General features: G+C 50.5%; 16 protein-coding genes and 1 tRNA gene. 13 read left to right on the top strand and 4 right to left on the bottom strand.

Annotated features, from left to right (window positions below; translation table 11 throughout):
- The 7 genes from BM231_RS19150 to BM231_RS27220 form a co-directional block, all read left to right on the top strand.
- Positions 1-307, top strand: a 307-nt coding sequence (locus BM231_RS19150; RefSeq protein WP_139226372.1) for an integrase core domain-containing protein, incomplete at its 5' end; no start/stop codon positions are given.
- A gap of 122 nt (positions 308-429) precedes the next feature.
- The gene (locus tag BM231_RS19145; protein ID WP_139226371.1) at positions 430-3327 is read left to right on the top strand and encodes a phospholipase D-like domain-containing protein; all 2898 of its coding nucleotides are present in this window, start codon (positions 430-432) and stop codon (positions 3325-3327) included.
- Between the two features lie 1186 nt (positions 3328-4513).
- Positions 4514-5731: a WD40 repeat domain-containing protein gene (locus BM231_RS19140; RefSeq protein ID WP_093521858.1), complete on the top strand. Its 1218-nt coding sequence runs from the start codon at positions 4514-4516 to the stop codon at positions 5729-5731.
- Positions 5732-6671: 940 nt separating this feature from the next.
- On the top strand, positions 6672-6977 hold the full coding sequence (locus BM231_RS26875) for a hypothetical protein (protein ID WP_139226370.1): 306 nt from the start codon (positions 6672-6674) through the stop codon (positions 6975-6977).
- Between the two features lie 304 nt (positions 6978-7281).
- Entirely contained in the window at positions 7282-7605 is a 324-nt protein-coding gene (locus BM231_RS19130; RefSeq protein WP_093521856.1) for a hypothetical protein, read from the top strand.
- Positions 7598-9712, top strand: a complete 2115-nt coding sequence (locus BM231_RS19125; RefSeq protein ID WP_093521854.1) for a DUF6371 domain-containing protein — start codon at positions 7598-7600, stop codon at positions 9710-9712. The genes BM231_RS19130 and BM231_RS19125 overlap by 8 nt, the downstream gene beginning before the upstream one ends.
- A 567-nt stretch (positions 9713-10279) precedes the next feature.
- The gene (locus BM231_RS27220; protein ID WP_193757812.1) at positions 10280-10441 is read left to right on the top strand and encodes a hypothetical protein; all 162 of its coding nucleotides are present in this window, start codon (positions 10280-10282) and stop codon (positions 10439-10441) included.
- A 117-nt stretch (positions 10442-10558) separates the two neighbouring features.
- Here BM231_RS27220 and BM231_RS27550 read toward each other — a convergent pair whose 3' ends face one another.
- Positions 10559-10711 carry a DUF4357 domain-containing protein gene (locus BM231_RS27550; protein WP_425287825.1) on the bottom strand — a complete coding sequence of 51 codons (153 nt, stop codon included), beginning with the start codon at positions 10709-10711 and terminating at the stop codon, positions 10559-10561.
- 1267 nt (positions 10712-11978) lie between these two features.
- Positions 11979-12054: transfer RNA gene (locus BM231_RS19115), tRNA-Lys, on the bottom strand.
- Positions 12055-12651: 597 nt separating this feature from the next.
- On the opposite strand from BM231_RS19115, the gene BM231_RS19110 reads away from it, so the two are divergent.
- The 6 genes from BM231_RS19110 to BM231_RS19085 are packed head-to-tail and all read left to right on the top strand — an operon-like array spanning position 12652 to position 20365.
- Positions 12652-14859 (top strand): NosR/NirI family protein, encoded by a 2208-nt coding sequence (locus BM231_RS19110; protein WP_093521852.1) that lies wholly within the window; start codon positions 12652-12654, stop codon positions 14857-14859.
- 35 nt (positions 14860-14894) lie between these two features.
- Positions 14895-16802, top strand: a complete 1908-nt coding sequence (gene nosZ, locus BM231_RS19105) for a TAT-dependent nitrous-oxide reductase (RefSeq protein ID WP_093521850.1) — start codon at positions 14895-14897, stop codon at positions 16800-16802.
- A 13-nt stretch (positions 16803-16815) separates the two neighbouring features.
- Positions 16816-18090 carry a nitrous oxide reductase family maturation protein NosD gene (locus BM231_RS19100; RefSeq protein ID WP_093521848.1) on the top strand — a complete coding sequence of 425 codons (1275 nt, stop codon included), beginning with the start codon at positions 16816-16818 and terminating at the stop codon, positions 18088-18090.
- Positions 18087-19007, top strand: a complete 921-nt coding sequence (locus tag BM231_RS19095; RefSeq protein WP_093521846.1) for an ABC transporter ATP-binding protein — start codon at positions 18087-18089, stop codon at positions 19005-19007. Before BM231_RS19100 ends, BM231_RS19095 begins: the two co-directional genes overlap by 4 nt.
- A gap of 3 nt (positions 19008-19010) precedes the next feature.
- Complete coding sequence (locus BM231_RS19090) at positions 19011-19841, top strand: ABC transporter permease (RefSeq protein WP_093521844.1); 831 nt, start codon at positions 19011-19013, stop codon at positions 19839-19841.
- Positions 19838-20365: a nitrous oxide reductase accessory protein NosL gene (locus BM231_RS19085; RefSeq protein WP_093521842.1), complete on the top strand. Its 528-nt coding sequence runs from the start codon at positions 19838-19840 to the stop codon at positions 20363-20365. Before BM231_RS19090 ends, BM231_RS19085 begins: the two co-directional genes overlap by 4 nt.
- 82 nt (positions 20366-20447) lie before the next feature.
- Here the strand turns inward: BM231_RS19085 and BM231_RS19080 are convergent, their stop codons facing one another.
- The gene (locus BM231_RS19080; RefSeq protein WP_139226369.1) at positions 20448-20744 is read right to left on the bottom strand and encodes a hypothetical protein; all 297 of its coding nucleotides are present in this window, start codon (positions 20742-20744) and stop codon (positions 20448-20450) included.
- 656 nt (positions 20745-21400) lie between these two features.
- Positions 21401-21820 carry a helix-turn-helix domain-containing protein gene (locus tag BM231_RS19075; RefSeq protein ID WP_093521838.1) on the bottom strand — a complete coding sequence of 140 codons (420 nt, stop codon included), beginning with the start codon at positions 21818-21820 and terminating at the stop codon, positions 21401-21403.
- Positions 21821-22148 lie beyond the last annotated feature (328 nt).

Genomic DNA, 22148 nt, shown 5'->3' with positions numbered 1-22148 from the left:
GGGTAGCCAGTACTGCTCCGATGCTTATCAGCGGCTTTTATCGAGGCACAATATCACTCCTTCTATGAGCGGAAAAGGAAACTGCTTCGACAATTCCATGGTGGAGACCGTGTTCAAGACCATCAAGGCCGAAATGTTGTGGCGAACTGCTTTTCAAACCCGTCAGGAGGCAGAAAAGGCACTTGGCGTTTACATAGAGGGCTTTTACAATCCAACCCGGCGACACTCGGCGTTAGGTTATCAATCACCAATCGTGTTTGAGAGACAGAAAAGAAATATTGAGCAAAAGGCTCTCCACTTTTCATAGGCCACTCCACGCAGCGCCAGCGCTGGTGGGTCTATCACACAAACGATCTCAGCCACATCGAGTTGGAGACACTGTTCAAATTCGCGCTTGACCAGTTAGGTAATTTCCCCGCAGGCATTACTTTGGAGCGCCTCATCGGTCTATGCGTCGATGAAATCCGTGATGCTGCCGAAGCGTGGCCAGCTGATTGGGAAAGCTTCCTAGAAGACCTGTCCCCTGCCGCCAACGCCTATGCTGCGGACGACCCCGAAGCCGAGTGGTTTCTCTCACGCGACATCGTGCGCGGTGCCGGACGTAAGGAAAAATTCTGCCCGCCCGAACTCGCTTGGAAGGCCATCAAATTACTAGCGATCATCCATGAGCATAGTCAAGAAGGCGACCGCGATATTGCTGCCGAACTCAGCCACTTCAATCCCGATGCCTTCCGCTCTCTATTGAGCGAAACGAGTTTCCTCGATCGCAACCTGAATGCACCTTCTGCCGACATCATCGCTAACATCATCGAGGAACGGGTCATACGCCGCCACATGTGGGTGGCGCTGCGCAAATTCCGATATCAGCGGGACTATACCTTCCTCATCGAAATGGATGAAGGACGCATCAGGCTACGCGAAAAAGACGGGCCGCTATTCACGAACCCGCGCCTTCGCGGTGCAGGCTGCCGCAACAACATTGTCATTCCCGATTCAAGGATGCTAACCCACGCCCTCACCGGCGCTTCGACACTGCCGGATCATGCAGGTAAGCTCTACACGGTCAAGGGAGCGACTGCCCGCCAGGTGTTTCACCCTAAGCTGTTCCTGCAAATCGGACGAAAGGGCGGTCGCATCATTGTCGGCTCTGCAAACATCACTTCGTCAGGCCTTGCTGGTAATCTTGAACTGGTTGACACGATCAGTTGCGGTGAAGAAGATTCCGCAGATCAGCGCATGGTCGCCGCGGCATGGCAGTATCTGGCACGCTTTGTCGGTCACGATCAGGAAGCACTGCGCGGCCAGCAAGATTGGATGCTGGCAAGAGCGCCGTGGCTTCGGCAGGCGGTTGCCTCGACCGAGAAGATGGGCCTCGCCGACCAGACCGAAGCCGCGCTCCTGACCACCGGAATCGAGACCGGTATTGGTCAGCGCTTTGCCGGTCTCATCGACGAACCGGTCACACGGCTGATCGTCGTAAGCCCGTATTGGGATATGGGCCTTACAGCACTCTCTTATCTGAACGGACGACTTTCACCCGAAGAGGTATCAGTGGTGATCGACCCTGTGGTCGTCCAGTTCCCGAAGGACGCGGTGAGCGCACTATCCAACATGAAACTGTACCGTCGCAACCGGTATCGGGAAGGACGATTCATCCACGCAAAAACCATAATTGCGCAAACGCAGAACGCCGATCACGTTCTGCTCGGCAGCGCCAACTGCACGCTCGCGGCACTTGGTCGCGGGGACTATGTCGGCAAGAACGAAGAGGTCTGTCTCTATCGAAGACTGCCGCCCGATACTATCATACATGCGCTCGAGCTAGCCGATGTTCTGGATGAAGAGCAGACGATCGAGCCCGCAGAAATCGACGAACCCGAGCTCGATGACGACCTGCCGCTGGAAGAGCTGGCAGAAAAAGCCCCCGGCCAATTCGAGGTCAGGGTTGATGTGCTTGTCTGGCGACCTACATCGTTGATCGACCCGGCCGCTTGTACCATCGAACTGCTAGACCAAAACGGATCGGTAATCCCCTGCGCCTGGTCGCCGCTGCACAGTGAGCACAGTCTACGATTCCAGATTTCCGGGACGGATGTCAGGCCGTCCTTCGCCTGTCTGGTCTTCACTGACGGGCATCGGTCGGCACCCGCAATTGTCACGCTTATCGGCCGATTGAGCGCTGCCATCAGGGAGGCGCGCTCGCGCAAAACGGAGAATGCGCTGCGCGGTCTTGATGAAGAAACCGAAGCTGGTTTGATGCTGATGGAAGTGCTCGATTTCCTCGAACAGCTCGAACCGGATGCAGACAAGGACAAAGCGCCAATCTCGATTCCGAAGGCGGGTCACGGCGACAATGACGCGTCGGCGGCACACTATGAAGTGCTGAGCTACGAACAATTTATTGCCAGACGGCGTCCGCGCACTGCCCAAGCGAACTTGACACACAACAGCCTCGCGGGGAGTGAAGTCACGCTGGTGCGTGGATTCTTGAACCGCATCCTCGGCATCGACGGACAGCGCGACGAGATTGACGAGTCAGATAATGACTACCTGATGAGCGATGCGTTCAATCTCGATGATGAAACCGACAACGCGGAAGCCGCGATTGCTGCTGGCGTGGACTTCGGGAAAGAGGAAAAGACACTGGAAGAGGAAGAGCGGGAAGAAGCGGCGCGCAAATGCAAAGCGGCACAGCGAAAAGCCACCAAAGACCAGCTCGTCAGCGCAGCACTCAAGTTAGGACAGCGTATCATGGATCGACAAGAAACCGGACAGCTGGACAATCACGACATCCTACGCCTGCGCGCACTGCTGATGATCATCGCAGCTGCGTCATGGAAGGGATCGGAGGCCAACAAGGGCAACCAACCACCGCGCTCCTCGATCCAGGTCCTGCCTGCCGAAGGCGACAAGGACAGCTGGCCCTTTGTCATGGGGAGGCTCATTTTTGTGGTATTCGGCGGCAAAGATCCGGCCATCCGCCAGCTCTATCTAAGTAATGAGCATGACCAGATACCGGACGACATCGTCGAGTGCTGGGCGACCTGCTATTGGTGCTTCCAGGCCTGCATGCAGGCCTCGATCTCAGAAATCGAGAAGACACGGATCACCAAGCATCTCGGCCCGATCGCATCGTATGCCTACACCATGACGCTGCCGACCAAGGCAGAACTGCTCAGCGATAATATCACGACCATCCTTGACAGCATGAATGCACGCTATGCGGAGAAACTCGGTATTGAACCGGATGCCATCGAGAACGGCCACCGGTCGTTTGTCGAAGACCTGTTCGCACTCGGTCAAGCGGCAACCCAATCGACATCCTGAAGCTGATAAAGATGGTCGACTGCGGGTTGCGGATGTGCGGCGGCGCCTAAGATCTCGCGAGTGCCATCTTCCAGAAACTTTGACCACGAGTCAAAATGGCGTAATTTTTATAAGCGGACAACAATAAAATCGCGGAACTCGTACGTGCTATGAGTGACTGGTTTGGTGATGCTGCGCTGCGGCGTCATGGACCATGGCAAATGTCTGGTTTCGGAAGAAATTGCAGTGTGGTTTCTGAGGCAAGCGAGTACTTGATGAGCCATTACCTGACATTCGAGTGTTTCTCGCATGGGTTGCGCAAGTCTTTGCAGATGAGACTACGGTCTCTTTCTGAAGAGTTCATCTCAGTATATGATTATGTGAAGCGCCCGATAAGATAGGGGGCATTTACCTCCACTCGACGCAGCGTCGAGTGGAGGGAGATTGCGCAGGTGCAGCATGGCTAGAAAGGTTATGGCTGCCGGAAGTTTATCATCCAGCTCACTACTGGAGAAAGATAAAACCTGTTTATAGAGGTTGCAAAAACGTCTTTCGGACAAAGAAGGCCTCCGTTGTACAACCTGATTTTAGTCGAATGCAAAGCATTGTTAGCATTGCGGATCATGTTAAGCGATTAGTATGAGATTAGCAGTGTAACACAAAGCATATTGACAGTATTGGTCTTTAGTTTGTGTCCGTCCGGCGAACCCGGCAATTAGAAAACAGTAGCCAGATGGCAGCGAAAAAATAGTACTTCCATTTAAACAATTCACCAAAACGCTTAAATCCGCGACCTATCGTTATGAGAGCAATTGTGTAAAGAAAAGAAACAATCAAAAAATAGAATATAGATGTAAAAAATAACAGAAAAGATGGACAATGTATTAAAAGCTTTAGTTAGGTGGGTTGCTTAATAAAAAATCCAAAAATTCAAGTCTTTATTTGGTATTTTTGGATGTTAATAATATGACGGCGTTTCGATAATATCGTTGTTTTCTCTACCATAGCCTGTTTTAAAGTATTGTTATGGTTTAAGGAGGGTCGAGACGTGCAAATTGAGGTTTATTGTTGAATAATTAACTTATAGTTGCATTACCATGGGCGCCGCCTCATCGTACCCACTTGGCGTATGCAGTTGTTTTGCACAAGACTGAACAACAAAGGCTAGCGATTTGTGCGGGCCTTCAATCCAGTCGAAGGAACAGTCATGAGCATTTCAGAACAACAAAGCAATGAAGATCGAACATCAGGGCATCCCGTAATTGCGTGCTATGCGCAGGTGGGTGCGAAACTGGTCGGATCAGGCGCTTGGGGTCGCGGCATGCAGGGATCCGTGGCGATTTCCGCAGATGGCTGCACAGCGGTTGTCGGCGGCAGTGGTGATTACGAAAGCACGGGTGCAATCTGGGTTTTTATCAAGTCAGGCGATAGCTGGATCCAGCAAGGGCCTAAACTCACGGGCACCGATGGAATTGGCGCCTCCGGACTTGGGACATCCGTTGCTATTTCGGCCGACGGCAATACGGTGATCGCCGGTGGTAGCGGTGACAACGGAATGGTTGGAGCTGCCTGGGTCTTCACCAGATCCAAAGATGTCTGGACTCAGCAGGGCGATAAACTGGTAGGCACCGATTACTCTTCGTGTCCCATGCAAGGCGCTGCTGTCGGCATTTCATCTGATGGCAACACCGTTGCGATTGGTGGCAACGGCGATGGCGGTGCTAAAGGTGCGGTTTGGATGTTTACCCGCACGGCGGGCGGCTGGACGCAATCCGGCTGCAAACTGGTCGGCTCGGGCTACAGCACCAACGCAAACCAGGGCGTGTCTCTGGGCCTGTCTGGTGATGGGCAGACGCTGGTCGTCGGCAGTTTCGTTCAAGCGGTCCAGGACGCTCCGGTCTGGGTATTTGTCAATTCCGGCGGGTGGCAACAGCAGGGCAACTATCTGACGGCGACTGGCGCTGTTCCAGATCCCAATGGGCAGAACACATCGCTGGCCGTTTCACATGACGGCAATACATTCGTCCTTGGCGAAAATCAGGACAGCGACCAGACAGGAGCGACCTGGATCTTTTCCAGAGCCGGAGGTAACTGGACGCAGCAGGGCAGCAAGCTGGTCGGCACAGGAGCCTCCGGCAAAGCGGGCCAGGGCGGTGCGGTTGGTATTTCGAGCGATGGCGACATTATCGTCGTTGGAGGCGATGACGACAATTCGGATGTCGGTGCCGTGTGGGTCTTTCAGAACAGTTCCGGGACTTGGCTTCAATGTGGAGAAAAGCTGGTTGGAACCGGTGCATCCGGCGCGTCCCTTGAAGGAACTTCTGTAGGGTTGTCCGGGGATGGTCGCACGATCCTGTCAGGCGGGCCTGGTGACAATGATATGACAGGTGCCACCTGGGTGTTCGCGGCGCAGTTCATCAGCTGACAAAGACACCATCTGTCCGCACCCTTTGATTGGGCATTGTCCCCAGCAGCGATGTCAATTGGTGCCGGACCTAGCCGGGGGTGCAGTCACGCTTTGCAGGACTGTGCCTCCGGCTTGTCCAACTTTCTGCACTGCAGCGAATGTCAGCTTTGTCCGCATGGGGGATTCTGTGTTTCTATAGCACGGCTAAAGAGGAGCTCTACAAAGGTTTCAGATGCGAAGTCGACCTGCGGTTGAGAACACGCTGGGAAGGCCCGAATTCAGCATCAGGGTCAATGTCCGCTGTTGGTCACTGAGTGATTGCATATCGCAATAAGAGCTACTGCAGAAGGCTCTGGGTAAGCGCGTCTTAACTTATGATCGAACTAGCTGAAAGTTGGCTTTTGGCTCTGCTTTTCGAGAGCAGTATTCCTTTCGTTCTAATCGTTACTAAGCAATTTTTTTCAGCAATATCACTCCCCAATACGCGCTAGTCTACAGTGGTGTCCGTGATTGATGGGTTAGAGGATCTGATGGGGGATATTGTAGAGTGTGATCTGACACTCGTCGAAGGACTTTTCTTTAAAGATGCTTTCGGCAGTTTATGATTGGACACTCGAGGGTATCTGTTCGTATTTTTCAAATCTTTTGCCTAGCTGTTGGCCTGTAACTACTGACCGTCAAACTTTAACTCAACGCCACAAGAAAACAGTTCCCCCTGAGTGGCGGGATGATCATAGGTTGATGGAAATCCTTGAGAGTGGCAAGGCTCCCAAGAGAGCTGAGGAAAAGCTGGCAACTCAGCTGATATTTGAAACGTATTTGGCTCTGATATCTGCACTGCAGCGTGGTGAGCTTATAGTGAAAGGCTGCGACAGCAGCCTTAGCAGATGCCCACGTAGTTCCTGCCTCTTATTGGTGTTCTGAACTTTCGTATGTCTCATGGCGGCGAAATGAACTCTTGCGCATTGACGGTGATCAGCGGCAAGTGCTGGCCAAAGATTTGACGATATTTGTGGCTCAAAGTAATGAGGTAAAGCGCAGCTCAAAATCTGATAGTACAGGTCGTTTTGTTGAGGCTGAAGTCATACGTTTTCTGCAAGCTCTTGCAGATCGACCTTGGCAACGAAGAGACAGTATCAAGAAGGAAGCGTTACAGCTTTTTTCGGGATTAAGTGGTCGACATTTTGAAAGGCTTTGGGCTTTACACGCTCCAAAAGACCGCACAAAACCGGGGCCAAGGCTCAAGCTCTCTTTAGATCAATAATTCAGATCACCCGCACTGAATAATCGTGTCACCTATTTCTGTCGGTGGAATCCAAACAACATTTCCGCATCGCAAATGAGCGGAGATGATGGTTATGAGGACGGAACTGAACAGCGTTGAGAATGCTCTGATTACAGAGGCGGCGGCGGCGGATTATCTTGGAATTTCTATAAGGACCATACAGGCGTGGCGGTGGGCCAAGTTTCGTGAAGCTGGGAAAATCGGTAAGGTATCGACCTTCTGATATTCAGGCCTGGATTAAAGCCCATTTGGCCAGCTCCACGAGTGAAGTGGAGGCAAGGTCATGAGATCGCGCAATAAGCCACGGCCTCGCATTGATTTCCAGCACATAGCCAAAGCTGCTTTATTGCATGGTGATACGATCTGCAGGCAGTGGCTCCCCGGTGGACGGCTTTGTGGCTGCGAGTATACCGTGAAGAACCCGCGCCGGGTGGATCGACGGGCTGGCTCCTTCAAGACCAATATAGCTTCAGGCTTGTGGTGTGATTTTGCCACCGGTGAAGGCGGACGGGATTTTATCAGCCTTGGGGCCTATCTGTTTTCGCTCTCGCAGAAGCAAGCTGCATGCAATCTTGCGGATATGATTGGAGTGGATGCTTATGAGTGATCCGTTTGCTCCAATCAAAACAGACCAAGCAACCAAATCCAATCGAATACAGCCACAAAAGGCGATTGTGATGCCGGTGTCAGATGAGGCACCAGAACCACCTGCTTTCCATCCTAAATTAGGCGTTCCTTCGCAGTGCTGGACATATCGTGATGCAGCGGGCGAGGTGCTTGGATATGTCTGTCGGTTTGATATGGATGGGGAGGGCAAGAGCTTTCGACCGCTGTGTTCGTTCCAAGTTGGAGAGCAACTGAAATGGCGATGGGAGACGTGGCCTCAACCTAGGCCGCTGTATGGTTTGGATCTTTTGGCAAAAGCTCCAGATGCGCCGATTGTTATTGTTGAGGGGGAGAAGGCCGCTGATGCTGCAAGGCAATTGTTGCTGAAACATGTTTGTATCAGCTCGCCCGGTGGCTCGAATGCAGCTAAGAAAGCGGACTGGTCTGCTCTTATCGGGCGTGAGGTTTTTATCTGGCCTGATGCGGATGAGGCTGGGCTGAAGTTTGCCACTGATGTTGCTGTTTGCCTTGAGAGAGTTGGGGCTGCATCTGTAACGGTTTTTGTGCCGCCGGATGATGTTTCCAAAGGTTGGGATGCTGCTGACGCCTTGGCTGATGGGTGGTCATCAGAACAAGCTGAAGCCTTCGCATTGTCTTCTGAGGTAGAGGACGAGGCAGAACCCGAAGCTAAGCCGCGTGCGCGCGGTGGGAGTTTGCTTTCGGTCGCGCAGGATTTGGAGCTGTGGCATTCTCCGCAAAAGGATGCCTTTGCCACTGTGCTGGTGAATGGTCACAATGAACATTGGCCGGTTGAGAGCCAAAGTTTCAAACGTTGGCTGGTGGGGCGATATTATGAAAAGACCGGGCTTGCACCTTCAACGCAAAACCTAAGTGATGCCTTGCGGGTATTTGAGGTACGGGCGTTGGAGCAGGGCGCTTGCCATGCGCCCTTTATGCGTACTGGCTGGCAGGATGGGGAAAGCTGGTTCGATCTGGCAGATGAGAACTGGCAAGCGATCCGTATCAGCCGGAACGGTTGGGAAGTAGTGCAAAATCCTCCCGTCAAGTTCATCCGCAAGCAGACGATGTCGCCGTTACCTGTGCCTGAAAAAGGGTACCAGATTGAAGAGATGCGCCACCTCATCAATGCGGAGGAGGAGAACTGTAAGCTCATTCTTGGTTGGATGGTGGCGTGCTTGTGGGGGCGTAGTCGTAGCTATCCGGTTTTAGCTCTTGGAGGAGAGCAAGGCAGTGGCAAGAGCACTATGGCGCGGCTGTTGCGGTCGATTACAGATCCCTGTGCGGTTTCTGCGTCCTCTCTTCCCAAGGATGAGCGTGATCTTATGGTGATGGCGCAAAACGGGCATGTGCTCAACTTCGACAATGTCTCGAAAATGGAAGGCTGGCTCTCTAATGCGATTTGCCGGATGGCGACGGGGAGTGGGTTTATCTCTCGCAAATTGCATACAGATGGCGATGCCTATTGGTTTCAAGGAGCGCGGCCAGTGCTGCTTAATGGCATTCCGGCGCTGACTGAGCGGGCTGATCTGGCAGAGCGGGCACTTTCTGTTCGTCTCAAGCGGATTGATGAGGTGGGCCGTCAGCCGGAAGAGCTGTTCTGGCAGGAATGGGAGCAGCTCAAACCGCGTATGCTTGGCGCTTTGCTGGATGCGTTGAGCACAGCCATTCGCAATATTGAGAGTGTGCGTTTGGATCGCCACCCTCGCATGGCAGACTTTGCCCGGTTGATGGTTGCTGCCTCTTCAGGCCTTGGTTGGGAAGAGGACGAGTTTCTGGAGGCTTATGAGAGCAATCGGCGCGGCACGGCGGAAGCTGCGTTTGAAGGTGATCCAATTGCGGTAGCTCTCCATGAGTTTCTCATGGTTCGGCAAGGTGGTGAGAGCTGGGTGGGCACAGCAACTGAACTGCTGGCAGAGCTCAACATGATTGTGAGTGATCAAATCAGATCATCACGCTTTTGGCCGACAAAGGTGAATGCGTTTGGCAATGCGGTGGAACGGGCAGCACCGCTGTTGAGGCAGAAGCGGATACAGGTAACCAAGAAGGCGACGGGGGCAAGGCGGCTGATTTATCTGGATGTGATATAGCGTCTTCCTCTCTCAAGCATCGCGGGTCCTTCTCAGGCTTTTATCTGCCTACGGGTAGTTCGAGATCACGGTGCGAGCGGCTATGTGGTTTTCGCGAGGGCTTGATGTTCATGTTGTTGTTCTCAGTTTACATCGTCTAGTTTGGCCCAGTTAATCCCATGGGTTTGTGGAGGAATTCAGTTTCCCTGCATTGACACCTTGTCTCATACATCGCATGGTCAGCTTGAGGCGTCAGAACCTCGGTAACACGGCACCGCAGCCGTTTTCTGCGGTCTTTTTGTGTCTGGAGTTAGCTCTCCAAACGCAACTCTCGCTTATGGGCGGGAGGGCGGTGAATACAATACCCTTCACGGGGGAATAAACCCGCCTGCGTTACCAGGTTCTGAACCTCCCGCTCACCAGTGGGCCGTCAGAAGTCTTCTGTTGAGTGGTTTGTTCAGCAAACCTGTAACGGAGGTTTTATGATGACTGATACTGGTAAAGAGAAATGTGCCCATACGTCCCTTCGCAACGAAGTGGATCAACTTAGCCTCTCAGTCAGCCACCTTAAAAAATCTAGTTTATTCTATGAGTGTGGTTCTGAGTGAGCGCATGGAGCACACACAGGAATATGAAGCGTTGCTGACACTGTTTGATACTGTGCGCAATCACATTGAAGATGTGCAGGGAAGTAGCGAGAAGATTTCCGAGCTGCTCGAACCTTGTGCGCTGGAAGTCTCCAAAGACTAAAAATACGGAATGAAGAGAGGCTTTGCCTCTCACGGAATATTCTGGCTTGGGAAGCGTGATGCTTCTCAGGCCTTTTTTAGGTCGAGCTTCTGTCGATATGAGTTCAAGGAAAGGTGCTTATTGTGCAGGTTCTATTTGAATATCCTGAAGTTGCTCTTCTTGCCAGCTCGCATAGGTCTGATCGGTACCTTGTATGACCCAATCAACTCTACCATTTCGGCTTGTCCCATAAACGGCTTGTGATGCGGCACTTGGGCTGCCGAATGCAATATCTTCTTGAAACTCCCAAAGGTCACTTTTTTCGAAGGAGCCAGTTTGCCAGCATGAAGCAGCTGCTCTCTTGTTGATTTTACGTTAGAGCCAATTGAAGGCCGAGTATCTTTTCTAGCCTCAGACCCTTTTAGTACTACAAAGCTCCCCTCCAACTCCATTGCTGCTGCCTCAAGATTTGGCCGTTTTATCTCAAAAACTGGGCTAGAAGCCCCATCAAGGGTAGGGCGTGTTCTTAAATTGCTTTGTATGTTGCGTTGAACAAGACGCAATGAAGTTGCTCTTTTCTCATCAGACAATACGTCGGAAGTTTCCAGCTGAGGCTGAAACTCGACACGTTTTGGGGTTTCTCGAAGAAAGTCTAACCCAATGCTTGGAAGCGCTACTCGAAGTTGCTCTAGGAAGTAGTCCATATCAGCGATGTCTGCTTCGGGGAGGTAATCAAAATCAGGTGCTGTCCCGTTTAGTAGCGTTGCGCGGGCTTCTCTTTGTATGATCGAAATCAGCTGACTTTCGAGATATCGAACATGAGCTTTAGTAAGATTCTGGTCTTTGCTTGTGACAATGCATGTGTACTCCCAGAAATCTTTACTTGTGTCTTTGTTGTGCTGAAGCAGGCGACTTTTGACATTGTCGGTCTCTCCAACGTAGACCTGTGGTGCAGGTGATAAATTGCTGTCTTTGCCGACAAGCAGATACACGCCTGTTCGTGCAAGTTCATCGCGATCAAGAAGGTCTTTTAAACGGGTTCTCGGGCCGTACAGGATATGGCCGGTCCAGTTCATTATTTCTGCTGTCAGAACGCCTGAGGGGCTACCGTCTACAAGGAATAAGCGAATTGATCTGCCTGCAGTAGCCATTGTCGTCCTCAATAGTCTTTTCAGCGCAAAATTGTTGAAGGTGTCGCGTGGCACGCTTCATCTACATATAAGTGTCAGAGCCGCTGCGCAACTTATGAGGGTTGATGGCATCGGTGCTCTCTTATGGGAGTGTTGGATACAGTTAGCTTCGAGGCGGATACAACTGCTTACGACTCTCTTACAGTTACCGATGGTTGCCGCCCCGCAGAATACCTAGCTTCTGACAACTATGACGACATTCACAGCTTTTCCAGAGCTAAATTAGAGAAGATGTTGAGGGCATTGTGAGAGCAAAATCGGCTTCTGAAACACTCTCATTTGTTGACATAGTGCTGACACGAGGCCCAAATGCAAAAAGCTCCCGGGAGGGAGCTTTGCTAAACCTCTTTATATACCATGAGGTTAAATGGTGAGCCCGCACGGGTTCGAACCGTGGACCTACTGATTAAAAGTCAGTTGCTCTACCAGCTGAGCTACGGGCTCTTAGGCGGTGACCGCTGGGTCGCTGCCTGTGAGGGGTCTTCTAAGGATTGCAGGGGCTTAGCGCAAGCGCTTTTTTCGATTTTCCACACGGAGCCGCAATCGCACTCTGGAACGTTCTGAAAGCAACACTCTTCAAATACCTTCCCCTTCAAGATAGTGGCAATCGGCCTCGCCCAAATTCAATCAAGTATCAGTGAGCACAGAAACACCTGCCAACGCGTCGCCCTCATCTAAACTAACGAGCAATCCGATTTACGTACTAGGGCAAATTGTCTCGATTCCTCAGTAGAACTACAACCTAAACCCCGTCGCGCTACGTATTTTCACGTCAAGGTGAGAGCTCTAGTGTCTCTTTGATGTCAACGCCGATATCAAATAACATCAACAAAAACAATTACTTAAATAACACAAGCAGATACCCCGTCAGAGTACATCTCCACAAAATCAATCAAAAGTTGTGAAATATCTAAATACTGTGGAGAGGATCGTTTTGATCGATTAGTGGAGTTTGCTTTTTGATCTGTCGCAAAGAACTCACCTCCGAATAAGCGCACCTACTTAATGTATATTTTTCATGCGAGATAAGGTTTCTCGGAAATGCGAGCTCTCAGGTTGCGCACTGTCTTCCTTCTAATTTTCACGTTCTTTCTCAGTGCGTCGAACATCGCGATAGCTGCGTCGGACTCTTCAAGCCGTGTTCTCGACTTTGCCAAAAAAGTTGAGGTCACTAAGTTCTTCCCTAAGGCCGACAGGTATGGTGCGCTGCGCGAGGATATCGCAGTGCTGCCCGCAATGGCTGGCGATGACGTTCTAGGTTGGGTCTTCCTGACCACCGATCTCGTCTCCACAACAGGGTATTCCGGCAAGCCTATTGATACGTTGGTTGGTATCAATCCTGAAGGCATGCTTACAAGCGTTCAGCTGGTAAAACACGCAGAACCAATCGTTCTGATCGGTATCCCTGATAGCGAGATCAAAAAGATCACCGAGAACTACGCTGGTCTCGATATCAAGAAAGAAGCAGAGCAGGGCGGGTCTGCTCACGAGCTTGATATCATTTCCGGCGCGACTGTCACCATTATGGTGATTGATGATTCCGTTGTAAGAGCAAGCCTGAGAGTGGCTCGCACCCTCGGAATTGGTGGCCTCAAAGGCGCTACTGCTGACACTGGCCCAAAATTTGTCATTGATCCAGACAAGACAGAAGTCTCCGACTGGATGACAATGACCGGAGATGGCTCCATCCGCCGTCTGACGCTCGACGTCGGCCAGGTTAACGCTGCGTTTGTGGAACAAGGTAACCCCAAAGCCATCAAGCGTCCTGAGAAGGGGCCTGAAACTGACTCTTATGTCGATATGTTTATGGCGCTCGCTGACGTCCCATCTGTAGGTCGCACGATCCTGGGAGACGCAGAGTATGCCAATCTGAAAAAACGACTGAAAGAGGGTGAACATGCAATCGTGGTTCTTGGTCGCGGTCGCTATTCTTTCAAAGGAACAGGCTACGTTCGTGGTGGCATCTTTGATCGTATTCAGCTGATTCAAGATGATATTTCTGTACGCTTCAGAGATCGTCAACACAAACGTCTCGGCGTTGTGGCAGCAGGTGATGCGCCAACGTTCAAAGAACTGGACATGTTCACCATTCCTGCAGACTCTGGTTTCGATCCAAGCAAACCGTTTCGACTGCAGCTTCTTGTTCACCGTACAATTGGTGCGATTGAAAAAACCTTCCTGACATTTGATCTGGGCTATCAGTTGCCACCACAATACCTGAAGAAGGTTGAGGTTGCGCCCGTTGCCGTGGCGGATGCAGGGAATGGAGAGGGCGCAGTTGCCGCTCCTGCAGAAAACGGCCGCGTTGAGCTTTGGCAGCGCATCTGGAACGATCGCCAGGTTGATATCGCAATCCTGGGCATTGCTCTTACAATCCTGACCGGCGTTTTCTTCTTCCAGATGCAAGTTGCCAAGTCAGAGAAATTCACCTTCTGGTTCCGTATTGGCTTCCTCACCTTCGTTTTGGTCTGGCTGGGTTGGATGGAAAACGCACAGCTCTCTGTTGTAAACGTTCTGGCACTCTTCTCAGCGCTGACAACAGAATTCAGCTGGACAGCATTCCTGATGGATCCACTCGTGTTCCTGCTATGGTTCGCCGTTGCAGCAGCGCTTATCTTCTGGGGACGTGGCGCATATTGCGGCTGGCTCTGCCCATTTGGTGCGCTTCAGGAACTGACCAACAGGATCGCCAAGTTCCTCAAAGTTCCTCAGGTATCATTGCCGTGGGGATTGCATGAGCGCCTCTGGGCTGTGAAGTACATGATCTTCCTCGCTCTGTTTGGCCTGTCACTCTACTCACTGGCAGTTGCTGAGCATTATGCTGAGGTTGAACCATTCAAGACCGCGATCATTTTGAAATTCCAGCGCGGATGGCCGTTTGTCCTGTTCGCAGTGGCACTTTTGACTGCAGGTCTATTCATCGAACGGTTCTACTGCCGTTACCTCTGCCCGCTCGGTGCAGCGCTCGCCATTCCAGCACGCCTACGCATGTTCGACTGGCTGAAGCGCTACAAAGAGTGCGGCAATCCATGCGCTCGTTGCGAAAAGGACTGCATGGTTGGAGCGATCCATCCAGAGGGCAACATCAATCCAAACGAATGTCTGAACTGCCTGCATTGTCAGGTCTTGTATCAGAGCGACGACAAATGTCCGGTCTGCATTAAGAAGCTTGCCAAGCGCAAGAAATTCGAAGCGCAGACGGGTATTTCAAAGACGGAAAAGGGCACTTCCGTCAAACAACCGGCTTAAGCCAAATCTACTAGAAAGTATCAAGGGAGACTTTCATGACTGATAAAAGAGAGACAGGTCTGTCACGCCGTGCATTGCTCGGTGGTACTGCTAAAACAGCTGCTGTTGCAGGTCTGGGCGCGGTAGCAGTTGCTGGCGCAACTGGCGGCATCACTGCTGCACAGGCAGCAGAAGGCAACGATTTCCACGTTGCTCCAGGTGACCTGGACGAATACTACGGCTTCTGGTCTTCCGGTCAGGCTGGCGAGCTGCGCATTCTGGGTATCCCGTCCATGCGTGAGCTGATGCGCGTTCCTGTGTTCAACCGTTGTTCTGCAACCGGTTGGGGCCAGACCAACGAATCCAAAAAAATCCTGACAGAAAACCTTCTGCCAGAAACCAAAGAGTTCCTTGCAGCTCATAATATGGATACATATGACAATGGTGACCTTCACCATCCACATATGTCCTTCACCGACGGCAAGTATGACGGTCGCTACCTGTTCATGAACGACAAGGCAAACACACGCGTTGCACGTGTTCGTCTCGACACCATGAAAGCTGACAAGATCATCGAAGTGCCAAATGCACATGACATCCATGGTCTGCGTCCTCAAAAATGGCCTCGCACAGGTTATGTCTTCGCAAACGGTGAGCACGAAGCTCCACTCGTAAACGATGGCAAAATCCTTGATAAGCCAGAAGAGTATAGCTGTATCTTCTCCGCAATCGACGGCGACACCATGGAAGTTGCATGGCAGGTGATTGTATCCGGTAACCTGGATAACTGTGATGCGGACTATCAGGGCAAATACGCATTCTCAACCAGCTACAACTCAGAAATGGGTACAAACCTGGCAGAGATGACTGCGTCCGAAATGGACCACTGTGTTGTCTTCAACATCAAACGCATCGAAGAAGGCGTTAAAAACGGCGACTACCAGATGCTGAATGGTGTGCCTGTACTTGATGGCCGTAAAGGCTCCAAGTACACCGCATACGTTCCAGTGCCAAACAGCCCACACGGCTGTAACACTTGCCCAGACAAAAAACACGTTATGATCGCTGGTAAGCTGTCTCCAACAGTTTCCGTTATCGACGTGGACAAGCTGGATGCAGTGTTTGATGGTGCAGATCCACGTTCCGCAGTTGTTGCAGAACCTGAGCTGGGCCTCGGTCCTCTCCACACAGCATTCGATAACCGCGGCTTCGCATACACCACACTGTTCCTCGACAGCCAGATGGTTAAGTGGGACATCGACAAAGCGATCCGTCAGTACGCTGGTGAAGATATCGACCCAATCCACTCCAAGATTGATGTTGCTTATCAGCCAGGCCACAACCACACTTCCATGGGTGAAACTCTGGACGCGGACGGCAAATGGCTTGTTTCATTGAACAAGTTCTCCAAAGACCGTTTCTTGAACGTTGGCCCTCTGAAGCCAGAAAACGAGCAGCTGATCGACATTTCTGGCGACGAAATGAAGATCGTCCATGACGGCCCAACCTTTGCTGAGCCACACGACGTCATCATCGTTCACCGTTCTCTTGTGAACCCAGCTTCTGTTTGGGATCGTAACGACCCAACATTCGCTGATGCGGTTGCACAGGCGAAAGCTGATGGTGTTGATCTGGAAGAAGCAGAACACGTAATCCGCGACGGCAACAAAGTTCGCGTTTACATGCACTCTGCAGCTCCAACCTTCTCTCTTGAGAAGTTCACCGTGAAGCAGGGCGATGAAGTCACCGTTTACGTCACCAACATTGATGACATTGACGATCTGACACATGGCTTCTGTATCTCCAACTACGGTGTGGCGATGGAAGTTGCCCCTCAGGCGACTGCATCTGTAACCTTCATTGCTGAGCGTCCAGGTGTTCACTGGTTCTACTGCCAGTGGTTCTGTCACGCACTGCACATGGAAATGCGCGGTCGTATGTTCGTTGAGCCTCGCGACGCATAAGGGAGCAGCGGGCATGACAAGGTTGTTCTGGCAAACATTGCTGGGAGCGACGGCTTTGGTTGGCGTGAGCGTTTCTGCTCACGCCGCTGAGATCCTTGTTCCTGCACAGCCTGATGCCTTAGCCCGCGCCTTAGAAAAGGCGCAGGACGGAGACGTTTTGCGCCTTTCTGCTGGAATTCATCAGGGACCGGTCATCATCGATCGGTCTTTGGTGCTTAAAGGAGAGCCAGGCGCAGAGCTTAAAGGCAATGGCAAAGGCTCAGTAATAACTGTCGAAGCACCAGATGTGGTCGTCGATGGACTGGTGATTACCGGTTCAGGTCTTTCCAACCAAACAATTGATTCAGGCGTGAAGCTGACAAAAAAAGCAGATCGTGCCCGAATTACAGGCAATAAGTTCCTCAACAATCTGGTAGGTGTCGATGTACACGGACCAGACGATGCTTATGTTGCCGATAATCTGATTGAAGGACGTCGCGATCTGCGCCCGAATGAGCGTGGAAACGGCATCTATGTATGGAACTCACCAAGACTTATGGTGGAGTTCAACACCATCAAGTATGGTAGGGACGGTGTGTTTGTAAACACAAGTCCAAAAGATACTTTCAGAAATAATTATTTTGAAAATACTCGCTTTGCCGTGCACTACATGTATGGCAACAAAGGAGTTATCTCCAACAACATCTCAGTAGACAATCACATTGGCTACGCCCTCATGTTTTCCGACAAACTCACCATTACAAACAATGTTTCAGATGGTGACCGCGATCATGGCTTGATGCTGAACTACGCAAACAATGCTGTGATAACCGGAAACCATGTAAAGGCTTCCCCTGAAAAGTGTTTGTTTATGTACAACGCCAACAAAAACAAAGTCGACGGAAATACGTTTGAGCGTTGTGAGATTGGAGTTCATTTCACGGCTGGTTCCGCCAAAAATAAGTTTTCCAACAATGCTTTCATCGGAAACAAAACTCAGGTCAAGTACGTGGGCACACGTCACCTGGAGTGGACCTATGAAGGTCGCGGAAACTTCTGGAGCGACCACTCAGCCTTTGACATGAACGGTGATGGAGTAGCCGACACCGCCTACCGGCCAAACGACATGGTCGATCAAATTCTCTGGACGCAACCCGCTGCAAAGCTGCTTACCGGAAGTCCTGCTGTTCAACTCCTAAGTTGGACGCAGTCTCAGTTTCCGGCGCTTTTGCCAGGCGGAATCGTGGACACAAAGCCATTGATGCATGCGCCAGAGTTAGCAATGCCGAAGGTAGGAGCAAGAAGATGAACAATACAGTTCTTCGAGCTGAAAACGTCCGCATGACCTTCGATGGACGGGATGCTGTAAAAGATCTTTCATTTGAACTGGGAAGCGCAGAGAGGGTTGCGCTCCTCGGACACAATGGGGCAGGGAAAACGACATTCTTTAAGATGTCACTTGGCTTTCTAACCCCAACAGATGGACGGATTGAAGTTTTAGGCGCAGAGCCTGGCAGTGACAAAGCACGCGCATCTACTGCGTTCCTGCCCGAATCTGTTGCCTTTCAAAGAACATTGACAGGTGTCGAAGTTCTCAAATACTACGCAAAACTAAAAGGCGAAGATGCAAAAAAAGCCATTGGTTTGCTCGAACGGGTCGGACTTGCAGAAGCAGGAAGACGCCGCGTTGGGACTTACTCAAAAGGCATGCGTCAACGTCTGGGGCTGGCACAAGCATTGATTGGGACACCAAAACTTGTCCTTCTTGATGAGCCAACAAGTGGCCTTGACCCGATTTCTCGACAAAATTTCTACGATTTGGTGACTGAGATTTCAGGGAATGGAGCAACAGTTTTGCTGTCGTCTCACGCATTGACGGAAATGGAAGCTCGCACTGATCGCATCTTGATCATGTCCAAAGGCAAGCTGGTCGCAAACGATACGCTTGACCATTTGCGGACTGCAGCAAGATTACCAATCCGCCTCAAGGTGAAGTCGAAAGAAGAACCTGCTGAGCAACTGGCGAACCGCTTGGGTGGCACTCCGGTCAATTGCCGCTCGGTAGAAATTATGTGCGCACACGAAGACAAGATCGCAAGAATCGCTGCGGTCACCAGTCTTGGCGCAATGATCGAAGACATCGATGTCCATTTGCCAACGCTTGATGATGTGTATAAGCACTTCTCAGAAAAAGCAGATCTCGAAGATAGTGCAGGGGAGGTATAAGGTATGTTTCAACGTATCCTCACTGTAGCTCAACAAGAATTCCGGATCGGCTTACGTAATCGCTGGATCCTGCTTTCTGTTGTGATCCTGAGCGCGTTCTCAATGGCACTGGCCTTGCTCGGTTCAGCTCCTGCGGGCACACTCGATGTAAGCCGCATGACAATCACTGTGGCCTCTCTGTCCAGCCTGTCAGTCTATCTGGTTCCGTTGATCGCTCTGCTGCTCGCCTTTGATGCTGTCGCAGGTGAAATCGAACGCGGCACCTTGCTGCTGATCTTCTCCTCGCCAATGACACGAAGCGAGTTCCTTATTGGCAAGGCTGTCGGACATATCTGCGTTTTGTTGCTAGCCCTCACACTTGGCTACGGATCAACCGCAATGATGTTGGCAGCAACCGGCGGCGGCGACACCAGTGGCTTTATAGACTTTGCACGACTGATCGGAACCTCAGCTATCCTAGGCTTTGCATTCCTGTCTCTTGGGTACATCGTCAGCTCACTTGTGCGTCAGGTGACAACAGCAGCTGCAATGGCAATCGGAATTTGGCTGGTTTTGATCGTTCTTTATGATCTGGCTCTGCTCGGCGCTCTGGTTGCTGATAGCGAAGGCTTCTTTGCTTCCAGCGTGTTCCCATTCGCTCTACTGGCAAACCCTGCAGATGCTTTCCGCCTGTTCAACCTTTCAGCACTCGATGCCAACGCTATGGTCGGCGGTATGGCGGGTGTTGCTGAAAGTCTTCCATTCCCACCAATCGCAGCTCTTGCATCCATCTTCGCATTTGCGGGTGTTGCGATGTCTGGTGCAATCCTACTGCTTAAAAGGGTTTCCCCATGATGAAGAAACTATTCGTAGTCGTTGGTGTCACGTTGCTTCTGGCAGCATGTCAGGAAAAAGAAGAAGTAATCAAGCCAGTAGCGATGGAACTGAATGCCGAGGCAGCAGGATTTTACTGTCAGATGACGGTTCTCGACCATGAAGGCCCCAAAGCCCAAATCCACCTGGCAGGAAGCCCATTCCCGCTCTGGTTCTCACAGGTGCGCGATGCTGTTGCATTCACTCGCTTGCCTGAAGAGTCCAAAGATTACGTTGCAATCTACGTAAACGATATGGACAATGCAGAGAGCTGGGAGCAGCCAGGCAACAACAACTGGGTTGATGCCGATGCAGCATTTTTCGTCATTGAAAGTACGCAGAACGGCGGCATGGGGGCACCGGAGGCTATTCCATTCGGCACACAAGCGGGCGCTGAGAAGTTTTCCTCTGAAAACGGTGGTCAGGTTGTAAAACTGGCAGAAATTCCTGATGAGTACGTGCTCAAGCCAGTTGAGTTCGAACTCAGTGATGCTTCAAGCAACTAGCCCAGCCTATGCAATCTGAAAAAACAAAACGCTCCAGAAATGGAGCGTTTTGTCTACTGTTTCCATTGAATGGAATGTCGCTTCAGTATTTGCAACGTTGCGGATAGCCAACCCTCAAATCCGGATCTCCAACCACAATCAGCTCATCAGGATCACACGTCACACTTTCCGTTGGAGAGCTGTCAAAAGGTCTGAACTTGAGTGCACGGTGCCCGCAAATAAGTGTGGTTTCACCGCAAATAAAACCAACTTCTTCGGTGCTCCTATGCTTAACAATAGAACCAAGTTCAGGCTCACCAAAAGACATACCCGCAGTCAGCAAGTTCAAAAAATCGACTTCAGGAGTCGTATCCGCAGTATGCATGCTCGCTGTTTTCAAGAGGTCTTCAAAAATATCATGCCGCGCAGTCGAATGTTGACTATCTACTTCGTTTGAATGTTCAGCGCGATTTAAGTCGATGGGCATAAGAGTTCTTTCAACTAGAGAACTAAAAGCAAATGTAAAAATACCAACTCAGACGAACAGCCTGATTATGTCCAATCCTTATGCGCCTTTCATATAATCAAGAAGGGAGCACAAATTAGAGTTGAATTGGATAATAAATCCATATCGTAGATTTCAACAGCTGGAAAGGTAAATAAACTCAAGTTTTAAGTAACCTGAGTAATGCACATTAAAAGTTGAAAAACAGAGGCGCAACATTAAAGACAATTAGCCTTTGAAATACAATATCTTAATCAAGATTTACCTGAGATTAAAAAGACACAGTCATGACGTATGCACAATTACTAAGTTAAATTCATAAGGCAAAAAATCAGAGAAAAAAGCTGCATATCAACAGATAGGAATTAGGTAAATTCCCCCAACAATAAATGAGAAGATTAAACGGAAGGAATTGAGCTCAAAACGAGATTGACGAAAAGCGAGAGGCATGACATTCAATTAAGAACGCAATGTAACAAGTTGTTGGAAAATAGATTTTGAATTTCTAACAACAGTGCCAAAGAGACGGCAAGTTCGCAAGTTAATGCTACTTATTGCTCATTTCGTTTCAGCATCTCGTGATAAATACGAGCAAACATCATGGACACGAAGTTCATAGGCCCTTTACTGCCTGAGCCGTACACCTGCGCTTCAATTTCTAACGCCTGTGTCCATGCCTGATCAATTAAATCCAGATCAGTCTGCTTCGCATGCTCTTCCATCTCATTTAGAATTTCAGCGTCTTCGAGAAAACTGACATCATTGACACCGTGAATTCCAAAACGAAGAAACTGCTCGTTGACACCAAGAGCTTGCGCCAACTTTCCCAGAGTTTCCCCGCGAGGATTATCAATTAGACCTTTTTCGATCTTATAAAGATTGTCGTAACCAACGTTTGCACGTCGAGCTAAATCTTTGACCGTTAGGTCATTCTGTTTTCGTAGTTTTTGAAGCCGCTGTTGCCAAGTCATGGTCGCTCTGCAGTCACTAAAAACATAATCCCGTGGAGAGTTATTCCAGTTAGTGCAATTAATCTATGACTAGATTGATCGCAAATAAATAAGCAAATGAGATATCCGCAAGAAATAGGGGAGAGAGCATCTGCATTGTCTTTAGCCAACCATATTCCACTTTAAAATTGCTGAAGTAGCGCTTCTACTTAAATCTCAGGTTGTAGATTTAGTTTCGGCAAAAAGTGACTTGTGCACCTGTTCTCTCACCTCTGGTGTTTAGAACACCAATATTGGGCTTGTCAGATGAGTAGACCATGAGTAAATGGGGCAAAATCATTTCTGGAAG

It is taken from the genome of Pseudovibrio ascidiaceicola, assembly GCF_900114245.1.
GTDB lineage: Bacteria > Pseudomonadota > Alphaproteobacteria > Rhizobiales > Stappiaceae > Pseudovibrio > Pseudovibrio ascidiaceicola.
This window is presented reverse-complemented; position numbering and strand designations above follow the sequence as displayed.